15 protein-coding genes and 1 tRNA gene are annotated in these 16,209 nt (G+C 61.3%); 11 read left to right on the top strand and 5 right to left on the bottom strand.

Going from position 1 to position 16,209, the window contains the following annotated elements; translation table 11 throughout:
- Window positions 1-2: 2 nt before the first annotated feature.
- Complete coding sequence (locus BUA38_RS07715; protein ID WP_072817403.1) at window positions 3-1,532, bottom strand: aldehyde dehydrogenase; 1,530 nt, start codon at window positions 1,530-1,532, stop codon at window positions 3-5.
- The gene (locus tag BUA38_RS07710) at window positions 1,529-2,179 is read right to left on the bottom strand and encodes a GntR family transcriptional regulator (protein WP_072825927.1); all 651 of its coding nucleotides are present in this window, start codon (window positions 2,177-2,179) and stop codon (window positions 1,529-1,531) included. Before BUA38_RS07710 ends, BUA38_RS07715 begins: the two co-directional genes overlap by 4 nt.
- 181 nt (window positions 2,180-2,360) lie before the next feature.
- Here BUA38_RS07710 and BUA38_RS07705 point away from each other — a divergent pair, with 181 nt between their 5' ends.
- Window positions 2,361-3,149 (top strand): alpha/beta fold hydrolase, encoded by a 789-nt coding sequence (locus BUA38_RS07705; protein WP_072817402.1) that lies wholly within the window; start codon window positions 2,361-2,363, stop codon window positions 3,147-3,149.
- Between the two features lie 12 nt (window positions 3,150-3,161).
- On the opposite strand, the gene BUA38_RS07700 is transcribed toward BUA38_RS07705, so the two are convergent.
- Window positions 3,162-3,731 (bottom strand): TetR/AcrR family transcriptional regulator, encoded by a 570-nt coding sequence (locus BUA38_RS07700; RefSeq protein WP_197685920.1) that lies wholly within the window; start codon window positions 3,729-3,731, stop codon window positions 3,162-3,164.
- Between the two features lie 103 nt (window positions 3,732-3,834).
- Here BUA38_RS07700 and BUA38_RS07695 point away from each other — a divergent pair, with 103 nt between their 5' ends.
- Window positions 3,835-4,281, top strand: a complete 447-nt coding sequence (locus tag BUA38_RS07695; RefSeq protein ID WP_072817400.1) for a hypothetical protein — start codon at window positions 3,835-3,837, stop codon at window positions 4,279-4,281.
- Between the two features lie 42 nt (window positions 4,282-4,323).
- On the opposite strand, the gene BUA38_RS07690 is transcribed toward BUA38_RS07695, so the two are convergent.
- Window positions 4,324-7,494, bottom strand: coding sequence for a PAS domain S-box protein (locus tag BUA38_RS07690; RefSeq protein ID WP_072817399.1), 3,171 nt, complete (start codon window positions 7,492-7,494; stop codon window positions 4,324-4,326).
- Window positions 7,495-7,698: 204 nt separating this feature from the next.
- On the opposite strand from BUA38_RS07690, the gene BUA38_RS07685 reads away from it, so the two are divergent.
- From BUA38_RS07685 to tnpC, 7 genes are all read left to right on the top strand, one after another.
- Complete coding sequence (locus tag BUA38_RS07685) at window positions 7,699-8,082, top strand: phasin family protein (RefSeq protein WP_072817398.1); 384 nt, start codon at window positions 7,699-7,701, stop codon at window positions 8,080-8,082.
- A gap of 248 nt (window positions 8,083-8,330) precedes the next feature.
- Window positions 8,331-8,765 (top strand): phasin, encoded by a 435-nt coding sequence (locus BUA38_RS07680; RefSeq protein ID WP_072817397.1) that lies wholly within the window; start codon window positions 8,331-8,333, stop codon window positions 8,763-8,765.
- Between the two features lie 181 nt (window positions 8,766-8,946).
- Window positions 8,947-9,023: transfer RNA gene (locus BUA38_RS07675), tRNA-His, on the top strand.
- 83 nt (window positions 9,024-9,106) lie between these two features.
- On the top strand, window positions 9,107-9,493 hold the full coding sequence (locus BUA38_RS07670; protein ID WP_072817396.1) for a hypothetical protein: 387 nt from the start codon (window positions 9,107-9,109) through the stop codon (window positions 9,491-9,493).
- Window positions 9,494-9,574: 81 nt separating this feature from the next.
- The gene (gene tnpA, locus BUA38_RS38745) at window positions 9,575-9,976 is read left to right on the top strand and encodes an IS66-like element accessory protein TnpA (RefSeq protein ID WP_072815717.1); all 402 of its coding nucleotides are present in this window, start codon (window positions 9,575-9,577) and stop codon (window positions 9,974-9,976) included.
- Window positions 9,973-10,320 carry an IS66 family insertion sequence element accessory protein TnpB gene (gene tnpB / locus BUA38_RS07660; protein ID WP_072815721.1) on the top strand — a complete coding sequence of 116 codons (348 nt, stop codon included), beginning with the start codon at window positions 9,973-9,975 and terminating at the stop codon, window positions 10,318-10,320. Before tnpA ends, tnpB begins: the two co-directional genes overlap by 4 nt.
- 94 nt (window positions 10,321-10,414) lie before the next feature.
- Window positions 10,415-12,007 carry an IS66 family transposase gene (gene tnpC / locus BUA38_RS07655; protein ID WP_072825673.1) on the top strand — a complete coding sequence of 531 codons (1,593 nt, stop codon included), beginning with the start codon at window positions 10,415-10,417 and terminating at the stop codon, window positions 12,005-12,007.
- Window positions 12,008-12,273: 266 nt separating this feature from the next.
- Here the strand turns inward: tnpC and BUA38_RS07650 are convergent, their stop codons facing one another.
- Complete coding sequence (locus BUA38_RS07650) at window positions 12,274-12,948, bottom strand: recombinase family protein (protein WP_072817395.1); 675 nt, start codon at window positions 12,946-12,948, stop codon at window positions 12,274-12,276.
- A gap of 147 nt (window positions 12,949-13,095) precedes the next feature.
- Between BUA38_RS07650 and BUA38_RS07645 the strand changes: the two genes are divergently transcribed.
- Together BUA38_RS07645 and BUA38_RS07640 are read left to right on the top strand one after the other, a co-directional pair.
- Complete coding sequence (locus tag BUA38_RS07645) at window positions 13,096-14,826, top strand: NACHT domain-containing protein (RefSeq protein WP_072817394.1); 1,731 nt, start codon at window positions 13,096-13,098, stop codon at window positions 14,824-14,826.
- Window positions 14,827-15,053: 227 nt separating this feature from the next.
- Window positions 15,054-16,184, top strand: a complete 1,131-nt coding sequence (locus BUA38_RS07640; RefSeq protein WP_072817393.1) for a hypothetical protein — start codon at window positions 15,054-15,056, stop codon at window positions 16,182-16,184.
- Window positions 16,185-16,209 lie beyond the last annotated feature (25 nt).

Raw genomic sequence — 16,209 nt, 5'->3', positions numbered from 1 at the left:
GTTCAGTTCAGTCGCCGCTGGCCTGCCGTGTCGCGGTACCAGTCGAACGGCGCGTCATTGGTGGCGACCATCACGCTCTTGACGTTGAAATGATCGTCGAAACTTTCGGTGCCGCATTCGCGCCCGACCCCGGAATCGCCGACGCCGCCCCAGGGCGAAGCCGGATCGAGCCGGTGATGATCGTTGATCCAGACGATGCCGCATTTGACGCCGCTGGCGACGCGATGGGCGCGCGCCACATCGCGGGTGCGGATCGCGGCCGCCAGGCCGAAGGGTGAGTCGTTGGCGAGCCGAAGCGCATCCGCTTCATCCTTGAAGGGTGTCACGGATGTGAAGGGACCGAACACTTCCTCCTGGAAGATACGCATGTCGGCTTTCACATCTGCAAAGACCGTGGGCTCAACGAAGTAGCCGTTCTCCAGCCCAGCGATCTTCGGCGCCACGCCACCGGCAACGAGCCGCGCGCCATCTTCGTGGCCGAACTTGCAGTAGGACAATACGCGGTCGCGCTGGCGGGCCGAGATCACAGGTCCGAGTTGGGTGGCGGGATCGGACGGATCGCCGATCCGGATGGTTTCGGTCTTGGCTTTCAATTTGGCGACGAATTCGTCGTAGATCGTGGTCTGCACCAGATGACGCGAGGCGCAGATGCAGGTCTGGCCGGCGCCGATGAAGGCGCCGAACGCGGCATAGTTCACCGCGCGGTCGATGTCATAATCGTCGAACACCATCACGGGCGTCTTGCCGCCGAGCTCCATGGTCTGATGCGCGAACACTTTCGCCGCGGCACTGCCGGCGATGCGGCCCGCTTCAGTGCCGCCGGTCAAGACCAGCTTGTCGATGTCGGGATGCTCGGCGAGCATCTTGCCGGCGCTTTGCCCCAGGCCCAGCACGACGTTGAACACGCCGGGTGGCAGACCGGCTTCCGCGAAGATTTTCGCAAGCCGCAGCGTCGTCAGCGGCGTGTATTCCGACGGCTTCACCACGGTGACGCAGCCGGACGCGAGCACCGCGGCGAGCGATTTGCACAGAATCATCAGCGGATGGTTGAACGGCGTGCAGTTCGCGACGATGCCGATCGGCGTACGCAGCGTGTAGTTGAGGTATGACCCTTCGACAGGGATCACCGAGTCGCGCCGCGCGAGCGCCAACCCTGCAAAGTAGCGAAAGAAGTCCGGCAGCCGCGACAGCTGCGCGCGCGTCTCGTTGACCGGGCGGCCGTTGTTGAGCGTCTCGAGCTTGTAGAGTTGATCGAGATTGGCCTCGAACGCGTCGGCGAGCTTGTTGACCAGTCGCGCGCGGGCGCGCACGTCCATACCGCCCCACGCCTTGCCGTCGAAGGCCGCACGCGCGCTTTTCATGGCGCGGTCGATATCGTCCGCCGTCGAGTTCGGAATTTGCGCGATCACCTCGCCGGTCGCCGGGTTGCGCACGTCGAGCATCGGGCCCTGGCCCGCTTCGATCTCGCGACCGTCGACGAAATTGCCGTGAATTTCGACGGATGAGGAGCCCGGTTTGGCTGGAATATTCATGTGTTTTTTTCCTCCACGATCACGGCGTTGCGCTTGAGTGCCGGCAGCACCCGCTTTTCGGTCTGTTGGATATGAGCTTTGATCAGGGTAGCCGCGCGCCTGCGGTCGCGCCGCTGCATCGCCTCGATCAGTTCGCCATGTTCGGCGACCAGTTGGGTCGGGTCGTGATCCCTGACATTGGCGAGGCTGACACGCACCAGACGGTCGGCCTGTCCGATCAGGTCGCAGAGCGCGCCGGCCATCCGGCGGTTGCCGGAGGCGTGCGCCAGCGCCGAATGGAAGGCGCGGTTATAGGTGATGAAGTCTTCGCGATTCCCCGCAAAGCTGCGGAAGCCGTCGAGCGCCTGAAGCGTCTTGTCCGGCGCATGCTCGATGGCTTCCGCGACACAGGCCGGCTCCAGCGCCAGGCGAAAGCGCAACAGATCGCGTGCGTCGGAGAGCGAGATCGGATTGACGCGATAGCCCTGGCGCGGCTGCACGGTGACGAGATGTTCGCGCTCCAGCCGCAGCAGGGCCTCGCGGACCGGCTGGCGGCTGACGGCGTAGCGCTCGGCCAGCTCCTGCTCGCGCATGTCGTCGCCGGGCGCCAGCCGGCAGCTTAGAATATCAGCACGCAGGCTTTCATAGACATTGTCGCGCAAAAGCATTGGGGTTTCCGCCGTGTTTTGCGGGCTATCTTGCATTCGTGAAATATCACGTCAAGCGCCGAGGGCTTGAAATGTCCATGGTTTGATCTATCAGTGGTTTGATCTATCAATCGGATGCCGCAAACCTGTCCCACCCGTTTAGATCAAACCCTCCCGCCTTTTGAGATAAGAGAGACCCCGCATGGATCGATTGTTCGCCTACGGCACGGTGAATGCGGCCGTCTCGGGCAATGGGCCGGCGTTGTTCCTGCTTCACTCGCTGCTATCGGACCGGGCGAGCTTTGCCTCGATCGAGCCGGAATTGATGCGGTCTCATCGCGTCATCGTGCCGGAATTGCCGGGCTTCGGCGGCTCGAGGGCCGTCGACGGCGGGCTTGCGGCGGTCGCCGACCGGATGGCGGAGGTCGTGAACGAAGTGGGCGATCGCGAGGCGATCGTGCTCGGTAACGGCTATGGCGGCTTCGTCGCGTTGCAGATGGCGATCCGGCATCCGTCGATCGCGAAGAAACTCATCCTTGCCGACTGCGGCGCGGCGTTTTCGGAACCGGGGCGTGACGCTTTCCGCAACATGGCGGCGGCGTCCAAGGCCAAGGGGCTTGCCGCGATCACGGACGTGGCGATGCGGCGGCTGTTCGCAGCCGATTTTCAGGCCAGCCATCCCGAGCTGATGCGCGACCGCCGCGAAGCATTCCTGAAGACCGATCCCGAGGTGTTGCAGGCGGCCTGTGCTCAGCTCGCCGCGCTCGATCTGCGGCCCGAACTGCCGAAGGTCAAGGTGCCAGCGCTGGTTCTGGTCGGCGAACATGACGAGGCGACACCGCCGCCGATGTCGCACGAACTGGCGGCGCTGCTGCCGGATGCGCGGCTGGAGGTTCTCGCCGGCTGCGCACATGTGCCGCAATTGCAGAAGCCGCGGGTCTTTCTCGACGCGATCGCGGATTTTCTCAAACCCGCCCACGCCACGGCTTAAAGCGTCGAGCGCTCACGAAGCGGATTTCGCGGCCGCCTCGACCATCGCGAGCTGTTCGGCTGCGACGAGATCGAACGGCTCGAACGTGCGTTCGGCGCGGGCCAGAATGACGGCGCCTTCGCAGGCGGCAACGAGGCTCGCGGCAAGCGCGCGGGCTTTCTTCCTCGGTATTCCGCTTTCGGCAAACAACGCGGCGAGCTTTTCGCGCCAGCCGCGCAGGATGTTCGCCGCGCGCAGCCGCAGGTCTTCGGATTCGGCGGCCACCGTAACCGCGACGACGGCGCATCCGGCCGAAAAATCCGATCTCGCCAGCACCGAACGCCATAGCGACAAAAATCCTTCCGCGACGTCGCGCGCCGATTTTCCGGACAGGCGGTCGAGCACGCCGAGCGCCTGGCTGCCGGCATGCTCAAGCGCGGCCAGCACCAGCTCGTCCTTGCCGCCGGGAAAATGGTGATAGAGCGAGCCGCGCGGCGCACCGGAGGCTTCGAGGATTTCGCTGAACGACGCGCCTTGCAGGCCCTTTTTGGCGAGCAGCACCGCCGTGCGCTCGATCATGGTTTGCTTGACGTTGGCAGGCAAAGTCGCGCCTCTTGGTCGTGCCTCTTGACTATGACGATTGTCATAGTATCCTATGACGATCAGCATAGCCTTGAGGTCTGATCGAAGCAAAGGAGCGCCGTCGATGCCGATGATCGATATCTACGCCACCGCAGGCACCTTTAGCGACCCGCATGCCCTGGCGACGGAAGCCGCCGCCACCGTCAAGGCGATCGAACAGGTGCCGGACATTCCGATGTTCCGCAAGAACACCGCCGCTTTCGTGCATGAACTGAAGCGCGGCGCACTCTCGAACGTCGACGGCGACAGCAACTACGTTCGCGTCCAGGTTCTCACCAATGCAGGTGCGCTCGACCGGCCAAAACAAATCGCGGTCGTGCGCCAGCTCACCGATCTCATTGCGAAGGCCGCCGGTGACGACAGCCTCAAGGACCGGACCTGGGTTCTGCTCACCGAGGCGGTGCAGGGCGGCTGGGGCCTTTGGGGGCACGCGCACACCAACGATGAGATCGTAACCGCCGCCAGGAACGAAATCGCGAAACATACGCGGGATCGTCAGGGGTCGAGCTAGCCGAACCTCTCCTTGGAGAAGGAGAAACCGGTCTGGCGCGTTTTACGTCTTCGCGATCGCCCGCGAAAACACCACTTCGACCAGCGTTCCTGATCGCGCGCCGGTCTTGATATTGAACTGCGCGCGGTTGGCTTCGACCAGCGCCTTGGTGAGCGACAGGCTGACGGCGGCCTCCGGCGACTGATCGAATGGTGCCTGCTGGCGGAACGGCTCCATCGCGGCCGCTACCTCATTGTCGTTGAGGCCGGGGCCGCTGTCGCGGATCCGCAGCGCGACGTCGCCGAAATCGGTCAGCGCGGTCGACACGATCACCTGACCGCCGGCGTTGGTCAGATGGATAGAGTTGCCGATCAGGTTCATCGTGATCTGGCGCAGCGCCGGACCGTCGGCCACCACCGGCGGCAGCATATGCGCCAGCGAGGTGCGGATGATGATGCGTTCGCGGCTCGCCTGCGGCTGCATCACCGCGACGCAGCTCTCGACGAGGTCGTTGAGATTCTGGCTGGTGAAAGCGAGGTCGAGTTTGCCGGTCTCGATGCGGCTGAGATCGGTCATGTCGTCGAGCACGGCGACCACGCGCTGGCCGGAGGTGCGAACGTCCTTCATGTATTCGATATAGCGATCGTTGCCGAGCGCGCCGAAGCGCTCGCTGATCATCACCTCGGCAAAGCCGATGATGGCGTTCAGCGGCGTGCGGATTTCGTGACTGATGCGCGCGAGCAGATCAGCCTTGGCGGTCGCGGTGCGATCGGCGATCCGCTGCGCCTCGCGCAATTCGTTCTCGCCCTTCTTGATCTGCGAGAGATCGCGGAACGCTGCGAAGAAATTCGGGCCGTTCGCCTGCGTGCGCCCGATTGTCATCGACAGTGGAACGTGATCGCCGCTGCGTCTGCGGCCAAAGATCTCGTTGCCGTGTTCGAGCAGGCTCGCGATATCAGTGCCGCCCACGCTTTCGAGATACTGCTTGACGACGCCCTCGCTTTCCGGGGCGAACAGGGTGGTGAGGTTGAGTTGCGTCAGCTCGGCGCCATCGTAACCGAACAGCGCCTCGGCACTGCGGTTGCAGGAATGGATGTTGCCGAGCGCGTCGAACATCAGGATGCCGTCGGCGCTGGTGTCGAGAATGGCCGCGAGTTCTTCCGCATTGACCTGACCGACGGCGGGCGGCTCCGGCGCGGGTGGCGTTGGCGGCGGGACGACGACGGGCGTGGCGACGACGTTTTCCGTAAACGCGCCGGCAAACATCAGCGCGTGGGCGGATTCGTTGTCCCAGCTGATGGTGTGCAGCCGCGCGTCGACGGTGCCGGCGGATGGCGCTTCGGGCGAAGAGATCCTGACCGGCGTGCCGGTGTCGGACGTGCTGCTGGCGCTTGAGACGCCGGGCTCGACATAGAGGGCGTCGACCCCGCCCGCCTGCTCGAGCGCATGCAGGCTGGCATATCCCATGCGTTCGAGGAACGCCGGATTGGCATAGAGCAGGCGGTCGAGCCGGTAGATCATGACGCCCGTCGGCAGAAGATCGAGCAGCGTCTTGTCGCGCTTGCTTTCGCCGCGCGCCGGCGGCTCGGGTTCGGCAAGCCAGGTCGGCGGTGGGGCAGGCGGCTCGGTCGTTTCGACCTGCACCGACGGCGCGGCGACGGATTGCGGAGCCTCGGAAGATTCGCTTCCCTCGGGCGCATCGTCGTCGGTCTCCAGCCTTGCCGACAATTGGCGGGCGAGTTCGTCGAAGGCGCTGTTCTCGACCGGCGTCAGCACCGGAGCGCGCGCCTCGGTGAGCGGACGGAACGGGACGACGTTCGGCGAGATCGCCGGCACTTCCTGAAGGTCGTTGGGCGTGTCCACCGGCGTTTCCTGATCGGTTGATGGTGATGTGTCGGGCAAAGGCGCAGACGAAATCGGTGCGGTCGAATTAACGCTTGTGTCGGCAATGTGAGACGGAGGCGCGGGCGACTTCCACGTTCCCGCAAGGGCTTGGCCAATTTCAGGCGACATCATGTCGGCTGATGGCGGATCGTTGAAGAATTCCTGACTGCGTAGCACATCAAGGCGCGACAGGCCTTCGACGTCGCGGCACACGCCAAAGCCGCGATAGCCGACAAAATTTTGTCCGGCGTCGTGGATCGGCAGCCCCGACAGTTCGACCGGCAGGCGGCTGCCGTCTCCGGCAGGCCAGTCCACGATGATGCCGCTCCAGGATTCGCGCGTGGCGATGGCCTTGACGACGAGCCCTTCCGGATCGAGCCCGAACACTTGCGCGATTTCGGTCCATGGCCGGCCGAAGCCGGCGGCGGTGTGCACGCCGATCAAACGGGTGAAGGCGTCCGATCCAAGCGAGAAGCGGCCCTCGGCGTCCATCTGCCACATGAAACGCATGGGATAGCGGAACGGCGTCTGCGCAAGCGGCTCGGCTGGTTGCGGATCTGCGGCGCGCGGTGCAGCTTCCGTCGCATCACCTTGCGAAACGGCGTCCGCATTGCCCGCTGTGTTCGGCATCTCGGCCGCAGCATCGTCTGCCACGGCATCGCTGAATACCGCCGTTGGAAGCTCGTCTGCTACGGCTGGAATTTCCGCAGGCGTGATCACGGCCAAGAGGCCGGTGTCGGTGCGGTCGCCGAGGCGCGTGAGCGTGATACGGGCCGAGCCGAGCGGAGCCTCGGCGCGGCCGTCCCTCAAGGCGATCTGGCGTGCTTCCTCAAGGCCGGCGTCAGCGAGGTGATGAAGGCCGTAGAAGTCGGCTCGAGCGCTTGCGGCCACGCGCGTGCCGTCGCTCTCGAACGTCGCAACGGGCGCGTCCACTTCCTCGACCAGTTTTTCCAGCCGTTCGGTCAGCGGCATCGTGCGGCTGAGGGGATCGGTGGCCACGATCAGCACGCCGTCATGGCCGTCGGCAAATTCAAGCCGGGCGCAGGCGCAGGTGACGAGCGTGTTGAGGACGGAGCCGAAGCCGCGCAACCGTTCCAGGCGAACGGCGCCGTTCGGCAACAGTCGGTGCGCGAGTTGCGCAATTTGGCGGCGATGGGAATCGGCCGGGCCGAAGATCTTGCCTGCGAGACGAACGCCGTTTGTCGCGCCAAAGGCGAGTGCGCCGGCCGGATTGGCCCACAGCACCCGCGTGCCATCGACCGACCAAAGCCAGGCGGGAAGGGGGCTTGTCGCATGCACCGCCAGCCGCGGATCGTCCGGGCCTCGCGCCTTGAATTCGCTACTTTGCATCGTCTTTCGGCGTCGGGTGGTCGGGCTGCCTGAGGTGACAGCGTTAACAGATCGTTAGTATCGCCTTCCGCGTCTTGCAGGTCCATGGCCGGGGAACGAGTCCAGCTTTTAACGGCTGGATAACCTTAACTACCTGCCCGTTTCCATGGACCTTGTTGCGCATTCGGACGTTGCCGTGAATCCCACGCAAGCAGGAGGCCGGCCATGAGTGAACAGGGACAAAGGCATTTCGAGATTCCGAAGGAGATGCGGTCGATGGCGGATGCGGGGCTGGAGCAGGCGCGCAAAACCTTCGAAAAATTCATCGAAGGCGCGCAAGTGGCGGCCGAGTCGCTCTCCGCACGGACGGCAACCGTCGGCGCCGGCGCCAAGGACGCCAGCGCCATGGCATTTTCCTATGCCGAAAAGAACGTCCAGGCCTCGCTCGACTATGCGCAGTCATTGGTGCATGCCAAAGACTTGAGCGAGGTCATGCGGTTGCACCGCGAATATGTGCAGGCCCAGATGCGCTCACTCGCCGAGCAGGCGAGCGAGATGGGCCAGATCGTGAGCCGCACGGCCATGGATGCGGCCAAACCGAAACACTAGGTTTTGCAACTATTTAAGGCAAAGCGACCGGCCTTCGCGGCGCGGAGGCCGGTTGTCTAATTATTATTTTATGGCATTGCACCAGTAATTTCGTTGCGTTGCACAAAATTGCCATGATAATGTGCTCATATCTTAAGCGCCCCAAGAGGGCACCTCCGCCTTTGTGATCCATGCCGACGTGTCCGGAAATTTGCCGGGCGAGCAAGGGGTCACAACCCTAGCCACCCTTCCCCCAGAGGATGCACGCCATGGCCAACACCACCGACCCGTTCTCCGCCTCCATCATCCCGTTCGAAGTCCCCGAGCAGGTTCGCGCTTTCGCCGAGAAAGGCGTTTCGCAGGCCCGCGACAACTACGCCCGTTTCAAGGACGTCGCCGAAACCCACAATTCGACGATCGAAGCCGTGTTTTCCAACGCCAGCAAAGGCTACAGCGAGTACTCCGCCAAGCTGATGGAAATCGTCAAGGCCAACACCTCGGCTTCGCTCGACTTCGCGCAGGAGCTGGTCGCCGTGAAGACCCCCTCGGAAGCGTTAGAGCTCTGGAGCGGCCACGCCAAGAAGCAGTTCGAGGCCTTCACCGCCTGGAGCAAGGAGCTCACCGAGCTCTCGCAGCGTGTCGCGACCGACACCGTCGAGCCGATCAAGGCCAACGCCAGCAAGCTGTTCAAGCCCGCCGCCTGATCGAGGCAAGGCAATCAGCCAGAAAAAACCCGGGCGGTCGCGCCCGGGTTTTTTTATTGAATGCGGAGAGAAACCGCGCCGATAAAGCCTTGTTTTGGCGTGTGGTCGGCCTTGCCAAAGCGCAAGCTTGCACCTAGTTTCCCGCCCATTCGGGCCCCCTTCGTGCGGGCCCGGCCGGGATGCAGTTGTAGCTCAGTTGGTTAGAGCGCCTGTCTGTGGAACAGGAGGTCGGTGGTTCGAGCCCACCCAACTGTACCACGCTACGCAATTTGCCTGCGGCATCAACAACATGTTGATAGACCTCACCGATTTGTTCGCTTTATTTACAGAGAGCGATACAAATGACGGTGAAAATGCCGCGACTGGATAATACGAAAAAAAGCTACTCTTCGCGCAAAGCAATTCCCGTCGAAGTGTTGGAAGCCTATCGGCACACGTACGGTCTTAAGGGCTGGGAAGAGCGGCTGACGCTGCCGAGCGGACTGCCGCGGTACGAAGCCATTCGGCGGCACAAAGAATGGTTAGTAGAGATTGAGACACGCATAGCGAAGCTGCGTGCAGCCGCCAAAGGAGAAGCACAGCCGCTCACCAGGACGGAGGCGCTGGCGCTTGCTGGTCGTTGGTACGCTTGGTTCATTGAGCACCACCAGAAAGACTTAAGGCTCCCAAGCCACTGGCGCGAACTGAGCGAAACGCTTGTGTGGAATGTCATCCACGATGAAGCGTAAGCCTCCGCTGAGGGCCGCCTTCCCGGATTGGGCTCGATCGTGAGATGATTTGCTCATTAATTTGCAAGCAAATGAGCAAACGTGACAACGGTTACGATTCTGTCCGGTCCAGAGCGACGACGGCGGTGGACCACTGCCGAGAAGCTTCGGATCGTGGAGGAGAGTCTGGCGCCCGGGGCCAGTGTTGTCGAGGTTGCTCGACGACATGATGTTCACCGCAATCTGGTCACGGCCTGGCGGCGGCAGGCCCGCACGGGCGTCCTCGTTTGCGAGCCCGGGCCGATGCAGCGGCAAGCTGACGAAGTCCGTTTTGCGGCGGTCTCCATTGCGCCAGAGCGGCAACCGTCGGCGGCGCCCTCCGGGACCAGCGGTGCGATCGAGATCGAGTTCGCGGCCGGGGCTCGGATGCGGATCACGGGCGCGGTTGACGCCGCGACGCTGAGCGCAGTCGTGGCGGCGCTGACTGATGGGCAGTCACGATGATCCCGTTGCCGGCCGGCGTGCGGGTGTGGCTCGCAACCGGCTATACCGACATGCGGAAGGGCTTTCCGTCGCTGGCCTTGCAGGTGCAGGAGATCCTGCATCGCGACCCGCTGGGCGGCCACCTGTTTTGCTTCCGCGGTCGTCGCGGCAATCTGCTGAAGGTGATCTGGCATGATGGCCAGGGCGCCTGCCTGTTCACGAAGCGCCTGGAGCGGGGTCGCTTCATCTGGCCGAGCCCGGCTGAGGGTGCGGTGACGATCTCGTCGGCGCAGCTCGGTTATCTCCTGTCCGGGATTGACTGGAGGCACCCACAAGAGACGTGGCGGCCGACATCGGTCGGATGAGGCTTTGCACTTCTCGGATCGCGATGGATGTGATTCCATCATCGTTGTGACCACCTCTGAATCGCTCCCCACCGATCTGGCCGCCGCGCATGCGATGATCCTCGCGGAGCGCGCCGCGCGCCTGCAAGCGGAAGCGGTCGCGGCGAGCGCCAAAGCGGAAGCGGCCAACGCGAAGGCGGCCGAAGCACTGATCAGTTACCTCAAGCTCGAGATCGAGAAGCTGCGTCGCCAGATTTACGGCAGCCGATCGGAGCGCAAGGCGCGGCTCTTGGAGCAGATGGAGCTTCAGCTTGAAGAGCTGGAAGCAACCGCAACCGAGGACGAACTGGCGGCTGAGAGGGCGGCGGCTCAGACACAGACCGTCAAGTCCTTCCAGCGTAAGCGGCCGTCGCGCAAACCGTTCCCCGATCATCTGCCGCGCGAGCGGGTCGTGGTCCCGGCGCCGGAGAGCTGTCCTTGCTGCGGGTCATCGAGGCTCTCGAAACTGGGTGAGGACATCACCGAGACGCTGGAGGTCATTCCGCGGCAGTGGAAGGTGATCCAGACCGTGCGCGAGAAGTTCTCGTGCCGGGATTGCGAGACAATCACCCAACCGCCGGCGCCCTTCCACGTGACGCCGCGCGGCTTTGCCGGGCCCAACCTCTTGGCCATGATCCTGTTCGAGAAGTTTGGCCAGCATCAGCCTTTGAACCGGCAGAGCGAGCGCTACGCCCGGGAGGGCATCGATCTGAGCCTATCGACGCTGGCCGACCAGGTCGGCGCCTGTGCGACGACCCTGCAGCCGCTTTATCGGCTGATCGAGCGTCATGTCCTCTCCGCCGAGCGACTGCATGGCGACGACACCACGGTGCCGATCCTGGCCAAGGGCCAGACGGTCAAGGGCCACATCTGGACCTATGTCCGCGACGACCGCCCGTTCCGGGGACGGGCGCCGCCGGCCGCGCTCTATTACGCCTCGCGCGATCGCCGGCAGGAGCATCCTGCCCAGCATCTTCAGACGTTCACCGGCATCCTGCAAGCGGACGCCTACAGCGGCTACAACGCGCTGTACGACCCATCGCGCGCGCAGGGACCCATCATGCCCGCACTTTGTTGGGCGCACGCCAGGCGGCAGTTCTTCGAGTTGGCGGACATCGCCGCCAATGCGAGGCGAGACAAGAACGCCGCGGCGATCTCGCCGATCGCGCTGGAAGCAGTCAAGCGCATCGATGCACTGTTCGACATTGAACGCGGCATCAATGGTCAAAGCGCCGAAGAGCGGCTGCGGGTCCGCCGGCAACAGAGTGCGCCGCTGCTGACGGCGCTCGAAGCCTGGCTGCGCGAGCAGCGTGCCCGGCTGTCGAACTCGTCCGCGGTCGCCAAGCCCATCGACTACATGCTGCGCCGCTGGGACCGGTTCACCCGCTTCGTCGATGACTGGCGGATCTGTCTGACCAACAACGCGGCGGAGCGCGCGCTGCGCGGCTTTGCTTTGGGTCGCAAGTCCTGGCTGTTCGCCGGCTCCGAACGTGGGGCCGACCGCGCCGCCATCATGGCCACCCTGATCATGACGGCAAAGCTCAACGACATCGATCCGCAAGCATGGCTGGCCGACGTGCTCGCCCGCATCGCCGCCACTCCGCAAGGCCGGCTCAATGAGCTACTCCCTTGGGAATGGAAGAAGCTCCTTGTTCAGTCCGCCGCATGATCGGATCACAGAACCACGCGACTATCCCGCGGCCCTCACCGGATGGTTACGATGAAGCCCCAGCGGAGTTCCTTGGAGACCCGAGGGCCGAAGCGGACTGGGAATGGGCCAAAGCGCCACACGTGCGGGAAGCCGTGCGTCCGCGAATAAAGCCGTCTGGTTTTTGAAGTCACCCACCGGGGTCTTATCTATTAGAGAGCGCGAGGTCACAAAGGACCCAAGCGTTCGCACGCAAGGCCGCTGTCGAACGCTGAGACAGGAGAGCCCTAAGTTGCCCGAGCCATCATGTTCCTCACGCTCGTTGCGTACCATTGGCCACCACGCGCGGTAGAGACCCCGCGAGCATTGAGCACATCCGCAATCTCCCTGAGCGTAGTTGCGCCAGCTTTCCTAGCCTCGCGGATGATGGGGAGCACGTTAGCCGCGTGCCTGTCAGCAGAAGCTCTGACAGCGTCCGCAGCGCTCTCACGGGCTTCAGCAAGCCTTGGATTGCCCAAAGTGGCACCACGGGCCTTTGCGGCCGCCAACGCGGCCTTGGTGCGCCGTCCAATTTCTTTCGCCTCTCGTTCGTTGAACGCTGCGAACAAGTGCAGCATAAAAGGATCAACATCAGGCCCCAACTCAGCGACCACAAACGGCACCTTGTGGACCATAAGGCCACTGATGAAATGCACGTCGCGGCTCAGGCGGTCCAGCTTGGCCACCGCAACGTGGCACTTGGCTTTCCGTGCTGCCGCAAGGGCCGCTGAGAGCTGAGGCCGCCTGTCGAGGGCATCGGCCCCTTTGCCCGTTTCGACCTCCACAAATTCCTTGAGGAACTCAAAGCCCTCAGCCTCGGCGAACCGCGTCAAAGTCTCCCGCTGCGCTTCGATGCCAAGCCCTGAGCGCCCCTGCTGTGAAGTGGAAACACGGATGTAACTAATCAACGCTCGTTTAGACACGCCAAAGGCCCCTATAGGTTTCTGTATAAATACTATACGGATGATTAGGTATTATACAAGACAGAACTAGCGACTAAAAGTTGCACATGTAACATTCACTAGTTCCACGATTCGTGGTCGAAACTGTCGCAGGGCTGGTTAGGTCTCATGCTTACGTTCAGCAATTTCTCTCCTCAATCCTTCGAACGCCTCGTCCAGGCGTTAAGTGTGAGGATATTGGGCCCGGGCGTGGTTGTTTTTGGGGCGGGACCCGACGGTGCTCGAGAAGCGACCTTTGAAGGAACCGTCCCTTTTCCTAGCAGCGAGGATAGATGGAACGGCTACATTGTGGTGCAAGCAAAGTGCCGAGAAGCCATGAAGGGGGACGCTCGGGATGCAACTTGGCTGACGGCGCAGTTGAAGCAAGAATTTCAAAAATTCATCACGCGCAAGAACCTGCGCCGTCCTGAATACTACATCATAGCAACAAACGTTACCCTCTCGCCCGAGCCGAAGGGCGGGGGAAAAGCAAAAGTCGAGAAACTGATCGACCAGTACAAGACGCGCTTAGGTATCAAAGATGTTGCTATTCTTTCTGCAGATGAGCTCCGAGCGCACTTAGAAAATGCACCGGAGGTCAGACGTTCTTATACAGCGTGGCTGACACCGAGCGACGTCTTGGCTGGTTTAATTGACCAAATTGCCAAGCCTTATCTGAAACAGGTTTTGCCGCTCGCGTTAGCGCGAGATTTGCGACAAGAAAGGGATGTTCGCCTTCGAGAAGCGGGCCGAGAGACAGAAAAGCCAATTTATCTAGATGATCTGTTCATCGATCTGCCTTTTGCGGCTCCAGCCATATCGAAAGAAGATATTGACGACGCGGATGAGGAGGACAAAGGGGCGGAATTCGACCATGCAGAGGATGATGAACCCGAAGATGACTCAATTCGCGTCGTAGCGCAGTTATTGCTCTGTGCTGCCGATAAGTTGGACAATGAGTCCATAGCTTGCAATTCGCGTTTACGTAAGGGAAGACGTACCGAACCTCAGCCTAACCGGGTGGTCGTTCTCGGTGGTCCCGGTCAGGGAAAATCAACTATTGGTCAATTTCTTGCGCAAGTATCGCGAGCAAGATTGCTATCTGAGCACGCGAACTCGGCATTAAATCCGCAAACGGCTGACCTTGTGGCGCCAATATTAGAACGCGCCGTTAAGGAAGGGCTTTCTCTTCAGGGACCTGCTCGCTTTCCAATTCGCATTGACTTGCCAATCTATGCTGATGCACTTCAGAAGACGCCATCGGGCCAAAGCTTGATTGCCTTCGCGGCAGATAGACTTTCGCGAAATGTAGATCAGCCAATTGCTGCGGCAGAGCTGCGCACTTGGCTTGGAACATGCCCAGCCCTTATAATTTTAGACGGTCTTGACGAAGTTCCTCCAAGCGGCAATCGCACCGAGCTCCTTAAGAGTATTGATGCGCTCTGGGATGACTTGGCACTCGTCGCAGCGGATGTGCTGGTGGTTGTTACCACTCGGCCACAAGGTTACAACGACGATCTAAGCGCTAACTATTGGCAGCATTGGGAGTTGTCGCCTCTAACTCCTTCCGACGCAATGAAATTTGCATCACGCCTTGCACAGGTTCGTTTGTCTGATCCTGACAGACGTGACGTGATTCTAGCAGAGCTCGACCGAGCAGCAGCCGATGCATCGACGATGCTACTTTTGAGCAGTCCCCTTCAAGTTACAATCATGTTTGGCATTTCGTTGCTGAAGGGAGCAATTCCTCAAGATCGATGGGAGCTTTTTGAGCGCTACTACACATTGTTGCGCGACCGAGAGGCTCAGAAGACTGGCGCAGATGCTAAGTTGATTCGCGACTTCAGCCTACCGAGCTAACGGAGGCATCTGCACGAGCACACCTGAAACTTCCCGATATGCCGTTGGGATAACCGATGAGGATTGGCGGCAACTACAAAATGAGCTACAGATGCTCAACAATACATCTCTAAAAGGTGAGTTATTACAGTGCTATACGGGATATATTTGGGTTCCCACCCAACTGTACCAGCTCAGCAAATTGTGCCGCACTCTGTATGGACTAGGGAGTCCTGAGCGGCTTTTAAATGCGCCCGATCAGAATACACCTCGACACATCCGACTACTCGGCCATGCACGATGCGCCGATGGGCAGCCCTGTCGCCAAAATTCGGGAGAAACTTACCGAGTTGGCGCAATCGGGGCGAATCGAAATTGGCCTGTCGTACCACGTAGTCTTTGAATTGCTGCAACGAGCCGACCCGGAGCACCGAGGCAACCGTCTGTCTCGGGCTCGACTGCTTTCCGAACTTTGCGGCCGGAACGCATTTCCATATCCTACCGATCTGGGTGACGGGCATCGCTTCTCAAAGGAAGGGTTATGGCAACCTCGGATAACCCTAGACGATCACGAGGTCGAAGTGATCGTTGGCCATTTTATTCAGGGGGTCCAACAAGACCCCGAAGCGACAGCCCACGCACAGCGCATTGTGACAAGGCGTAAATACCTGCGCCGCTGGGCCGAAGAATATCCCGAGCGCTTTGCAGACCTTGCCGACAGGAATTGGCCGGTAATGTTTGGCCGATCATTAGCCAAGGATGGCACCTTTGGCAGATACGTCGCGGGTACGATAAGCCGTGACGAAGCGAACCGGAAGTTATGGTTTTTCATCAACGACCCCGAGTCTATCTACGAACTGTGGTTTGAGCAGTGCAATTGGGATTGCCCAATCATGGAGCGGCGAGACAACATTGCGGGAAAGTTCGTTACTATGCTCGGAGAACTGCGGGGCACGTTGGCGCGTACAAAGGACCTACGGGCTAGAATTACCGCCGAACTAAACGCGGCAGGGGATGAAGCTCTATCGGCGGACGGGCGTTCGCAACTCCTCCGATTGCGGAGAGACCTGAAGACATTCCGTGAAGAGATATCTTCTCCGCAGCAATTATGTAAGGACGTTCCGATTTGGAAGAAGTTATTTGGCGATGAGAGCGCCCTCCTCGCGGCCGAGGTCCTCTTTGCATTCGAGCGCGATAAACGGCCGATCAAAGATTCGGACGGCATCGATTTCGTGCATGTAATGTATCTGCCGCATGCCGACCTCTGGCGAGGAGACCGTGCTTTTTCGGACCTTCTAAAAAGGCACAAGGTGAGCTTCGGCGAACGGGTAGTGCCGACTCTGTTGGAACTTCCAGCGAGAGTCGAGGCGGAGCTTTAGAAGCAAGCATCCGGTGCCATCTGAA

Source organism: Bradyrhizobium erythrophlei (genome assembly GCF_900142985.1).
Lineage (GTDB): Bacteria > Pseudomonadota > Alphaproteobacteria > Rhizobiales > Xanthobacteraceae > Bradyrhizobium > Bradyrhizobium erythrophlei_B.
This window is presented reverse-complemented; position numbering and strand designations above follow the sequence as displayed.